The sequence below is a fragment of the Azorhizobium sp. AG788 genome, assembly GCF_943371865.1.
GTDB lineage: Bacteria > Pseudomonadota > Alphaproteobacteria > Rhizobiales > Xanthobacteraceae > Azorhizobium.
This window is the reverse complement of the sequence record NZ_CALRWL010000107.1, coordinates 1-4,089: the sequence shown is the minus strand read 5'-3', so window position 1 is coordinate 4,089 and position 4,089 is coordinate 1. Positions and strand designations below refer to the sequence as shown.

General features: G+C 65.1%; 1 protein-coding gene, 5 pseudogenes and 1 other annotated feature. Of the genes and pseudogenes, 3 read left to right on the top strand and 3 right to left on the bottom strand.

All coding sequences use genetic code 11. The features are described from left to right. Positions 1–149: 149 nt before the first annotated feature. Positions 150–704: pseudogene (locus AAG816_RS27535) on the bottom strand (ISL3 family transposase); the annotation flags it as partial. Positions 705–772: 68 nt separating this feature from the next. Between AAG816_RS27535 and AAG816_RS27530 the strand changes: the two are divergent. Further along, positions 773–955 (top strand): annotated as a pseudogene (locus AAG816_RS27530) (IS5/IS1182 family transposase); the annotation flags it as partial. A gap of 16 nt (positions 956–971) precedes the next feature. Here the strand turns inward: AAG816_RS27530 and AAG816_RS27525 are convergent. Then, a pseudogene (locus tag AAG816_RS27525) lies at positions 972–1,214 on the bottom strand (IS110 family transposase); the annotation flags it as partial. Positions 1,215–2,337: 1,123 nt separating this feature from the next. On the opposite strand from AAG816_RS27525, the pseudogene AAG816_RS27520 reads away from it, so the two are divergent. Further along, a pseudogene (locus AAG816_RS27520) lies at positions 2,338–2,442 on the top strand (IS110 family transposase); the annotation flags it as partial. A 57-nt stretch (positions 2,443–2,499) separates the two neighbouring features. Beyond that, a protein-coding gene (locus AAG816_RS27515) for an IS3 family transposase (RefSeq protein ID WP_341992906.1) occupies positions 2,500–3,731 on the top strand; the annotation gives its coding sequence in 2 pieces (ribosomal slippage) (positions 2,500–2,794 and positions 2,794–3,731; 1,233 coding nt in all). Continuing rightward, positions 2,784–2,900 (top strand) — a sequence feature (AL1L pseudoknot). (Overlaps the previous gene by 117 nt.) Positions 3,732–3,775: 44 nt before the next feature. Here the strand turns inward: AAG816_RS27515 and AAG816_RS27510 are convergent. After that, positions 3,776–4,024 (bottom strand): annotated as a pseudogene (locus AAG816_RS27510) (ISKra4 family transposase); the annotation flags it as partial. Between the last annotated feature and the right edge of the window lie 65 nt (positions 4,025–4,089).

Here is a 4,089-nt window from a genome sequence, read left to right as displayed (position 1 = left end):
GTCGCTGAACTGCCGTCGCCGCTCCTGGCCCGTGATCACCTCGACGCGTTGGATAGTCATAGGGTCTGCCATAGGGATAGCCATAGGGACAGACCCCATGATTCAGCTTTCCAGTGCCCTCACAAGGCGGCACTCGGCGGAGGGGTACTTTCTAGAACCCCGGCAACGTTCTGCACCAGATGGAAGCGGTCGGCGACCTGCACGGCCTGCGGCACTCCGCGACGGGCTCCCTCCGCATAGGCTCCAGCGCGGTCCCGCGCGATGATCTCAACCCCGGGATGATCGCTCAGCCACTGCGCCAGGGTGTCCGCCTCGCGGTCGGGCAGGAGGGCGACCCGCCATCGCCGCTCCAGGTCAATCAACACGGTGCCGTAGGTATGACGCTTGCGCAACGCCCAGTCATCGACCCCAAGAACCGCCGGGATCGCGCCGGATGGCAGCGGCGCGGCACGGATCAGGCGCAGCAGCGTATTGCGCGCCGCTGGCATGCCAAGGTCCCGGCTGAGCCGGGCGCCGGCGGAGCCGCCCAGCGCCACGGCGATGGCGGTGAGCTTTTCGTCAAGCCGCAACGTTTTACGAGCCCACGGTACGACGATGTCCGGCAAGCGCTCGGTGAAGATCCGGCGCGGGCAGTCGGCGTTGTCGCAGAACAGCTTGCGCACGCCCAAGACCAGGCGGACGCGCCAACTCCCCCACGGGAGATCGGCAAGGGTTCGCTGCTAATGGCTGTGGATGCTGGCCAAGAGCCCATCTTCATTGGCACGGAGGGGGAGACGGCGCGTACGATCGTACGACCACCGTCTATGCCGCCGTGCATGAGCGCCATCCCGCCGCCGACGTCATCGTGCCGCCGCGGGTTGACGCCGTCCCCAGCGACACGGCATTGACGGCGCCAAGCCAGCGTGACCGGCACATCCAGGCGATCGCCGAGACCGGGCGCCGGGCTTGGCAGCGGGACAGCGGCTACACTAGGGTTTCACATACTGCGGCGGCATCAGGCGCACCGTGTGGCCGAGCTTGGTGATTTCACGGCCCCAGTGATGCGCGGTGGCGCACGCCTCCATGCCGACGACGCAGGTCGGCAGGTTGGCGAAAAATGTCAGCACGCCATCGCGGCGCAGACGCTTGGTGAGGACAATTTTACCCGCCGCGTCAACGCCGTGAACCTGAAACACCGTCTTGGCCAAATCAAGGCCGATGATCGTGGGCTGCATGGGAAAGGTCTCCGCTTTCAGAGGGCCGATCCCCTTCAGGTGGGGTTTTTCACCAGAAGCGGGGACGTCCACCCCATCAACGCCACGCCGCGTTGCTACGTCCACTGCATCGGCCGTTGCTCCCATTGCGACGGGTAGTGCGACGCCGTTGCACGGGTCGGTGCGACGACGTGGTGACGTCCGTTGCTCGATGCTGTGCTCCCATGGTGCGACTGTTGCTAAGCGTTGCTCCCGTTGCGACGGATGGTGCGACGGTGGTGCGACGGTGGTGCGACGGTGGTGCAACGGTGGTGCAACGGTGGTGCGCTGCCTTCCAAACAGTCCGCCCATGACGCCCTCCTGCGTCTGGCTGGCGGCCATTCATCCCTCTCAGCGGAGCCTTGTTGGCGGCACTCCACCACCCATGCGCGTAGTTTCTGGTCAGTCGGGTGACCTGAAAAAATCGCGGCGCGACGCCTTCGTCGCCGAGCGATCTTGATCAACAGTCTCTGCTGATCAGTGAGATCATGACGTGGCCAAGGCTGGCGAATAGATCACGGCTTCAGCGACTGACGGCTCAATCGGAAGCGACACGGGATGGCCGCTTCTTAGGATTTTCAGCGCCTTGGCGCGGTTCAGCCTATGGTCTTCAGGGCGGCAGCAACAGCAGATCGCGGTCACATCAGCGGCTACAGGGGTGCAACGCCTGCGTTGGCGCGCTCGCGGATTTCATGCGGATTTCTGGCAGGCATGCGGACACGACGCAGCGGTGGGCCATCGGCACAGGTCAGCGTCGCCGACTTGGCTGATGGCTGTGACTGGCGGCATCAATCGCGACTTTTGGTTGTCAATCAGACGTTCGACTGCGGCTCGACCATAGAACGGCGTCCAGACAGGGCAAGGGTGAAAATTTGGATCACACCTGTGCATTGAAATGCCCGGGAGTTCCGTAAGAAAATCAGAATTTCTGAAAGATTCCAGTCTTCTGGGGCGCTTTCCCACCCAAAAACCCGCCTCGGTGGGGCCGAGACCCACGTCCTGGCCGGAACGCGGGGACGGGGCGTTGATGGGATGGACGCTCCCCGCTTCTGGTGAAAGCCCCCACCTGAAGGGGATCGGCCCTCTGGAAGCGGAGACCTTTCCCATGCAGCCCACGATCATCGGCCTTGATTTGGCCAAGACGGTGTTTCAGGTTCACGGCGTTGACGCGGCGGGCAAAATTGTCTTCACCAAGCGTCTGCGCCGCGACGGCGTGAACCGCTCCGGGTTTCCCGGAGGCCCTATCTTCTGAGAGACTGGGGTCATCATGACGAAACAGGCATCACCCAAATACGCCCCTGAAGTCCGCGAGCGCGCGGTGCGGATGGTGTTCGAGCACGAAGGCGAGCATGCCTCGCAGTGGGCTGCGATCAGCTCGATCGCGGCGAAGATCGGCTGCAATCCCGAGACGTTGCGGGGCTGGGTCCGGCAGGCCGAGCGCGACCAGGGCAAGCGCCCCGGCCCGACGACGGACGAGCAGGAGCGGATTAAGGCGCTGGAGCGTGAGGTGCGGGAGCTGCGCCAGGCGAACGAGATTCTGCGCAAGGCGTCGGCGTATTTCGCCCAGGCGGAGCTCGACCGCCCGTTCAAGAAATGATCGCCTTCATCGACGCACACCGCGCCGTTCACGGGGGCGAGCCGATCTGCAAGGTGCTGCCGATCGCCCCGTCGACTTACCGCGCCCATGCCGCGCGGCGGGCCGATCCGTCCAAGGCGCCGGCCCGCTCGCGAAGCGACGCGGAGCTGAGTTTGGCTATCCGGCGGGTCTGGAATGAGAACTTCCAGGTCTACGGGGTGAGGAAAGTGTGGCGGCAGTTGGGGCGGGAGGGCGTCGACGTGGCGCGCTGCACAGTGGCCCGGCTGATGCGCCAGATGGGTCTGAAGGGGACCACGCGTGGCAAGACGATCCGCACCACGATCAGCGACCGGGCGGCGCCATGTCCCGCCGACCGGGTGAACCGCCAGTTCCAGGCGCCACGCCCGAACGCCTTGTGGTTGGCGGATTTCACGTACGTGTCGACATGGCAGGGCTTTGTCTACGTAGCCTTCGTCATCGACGCATTCGCCCGCCGCATCGTCGGCTGGCGGGTGTCGCCCACCGCCCACGCCGACTTCGTCTTGGATGCCCTGGAGCAGGCGCTTCACGACCGCAGGCCCGCCAAGGGCAGCGGTCTCATCCATCACTCCGACAGGGGATCGCAATACGTTGCGATTCGCTACACCGAGCGTCTCATCGAAGCTGGGGTTGAGCCCTCCGTGGGCAGCGTCGGCGATTCCTACGACAACGCCTTGGCCGAGACCATTAACGGTCTCTACAAGACCGAGGTGATTCGGTGCCGCGGGCCATGGCGCACCCTGGAGGCTGTCGAGTTCGCCACCCTGGAATGGGTGGACTGGTTCAACAACCGGCGCCTGCTCGAACCCATCGGCAACATTCCGCCCGCCGAGGCCGAAGCGCGCTACTATGCTCAAACTGAGGACGTCGCCATGGCGGCGTGACTCAAGCCAAATGGCCTCCGACAAACCCGGGGCGGTTCAAATTTGCGGGTGCGGTGGTCCTTGAGCGGGCGCAATGCCCCACAGTGGCTGCACCGGCGACGGCGGCGACAGTGCGCATCGGCCTGCGCGGTGACCAGGACGCGCTGCAGGCCGGACAGGGTTGCCTTTCCCTCAGCCAAGCTCAGCCCGGGCGTCGCCGCCTGACCCACTTCGGTGCGCTCATCCTCGGAGATCACGTGCCGCGTCACCGCACCATCCCCGCCCGTCACCTCAACCATGACCCGCCACTTCATCGTGCCCCCGACCGCTACCATCCGGACACGCCGTACCATTCTCCCCCCAGGTTTGCGACGGTCTC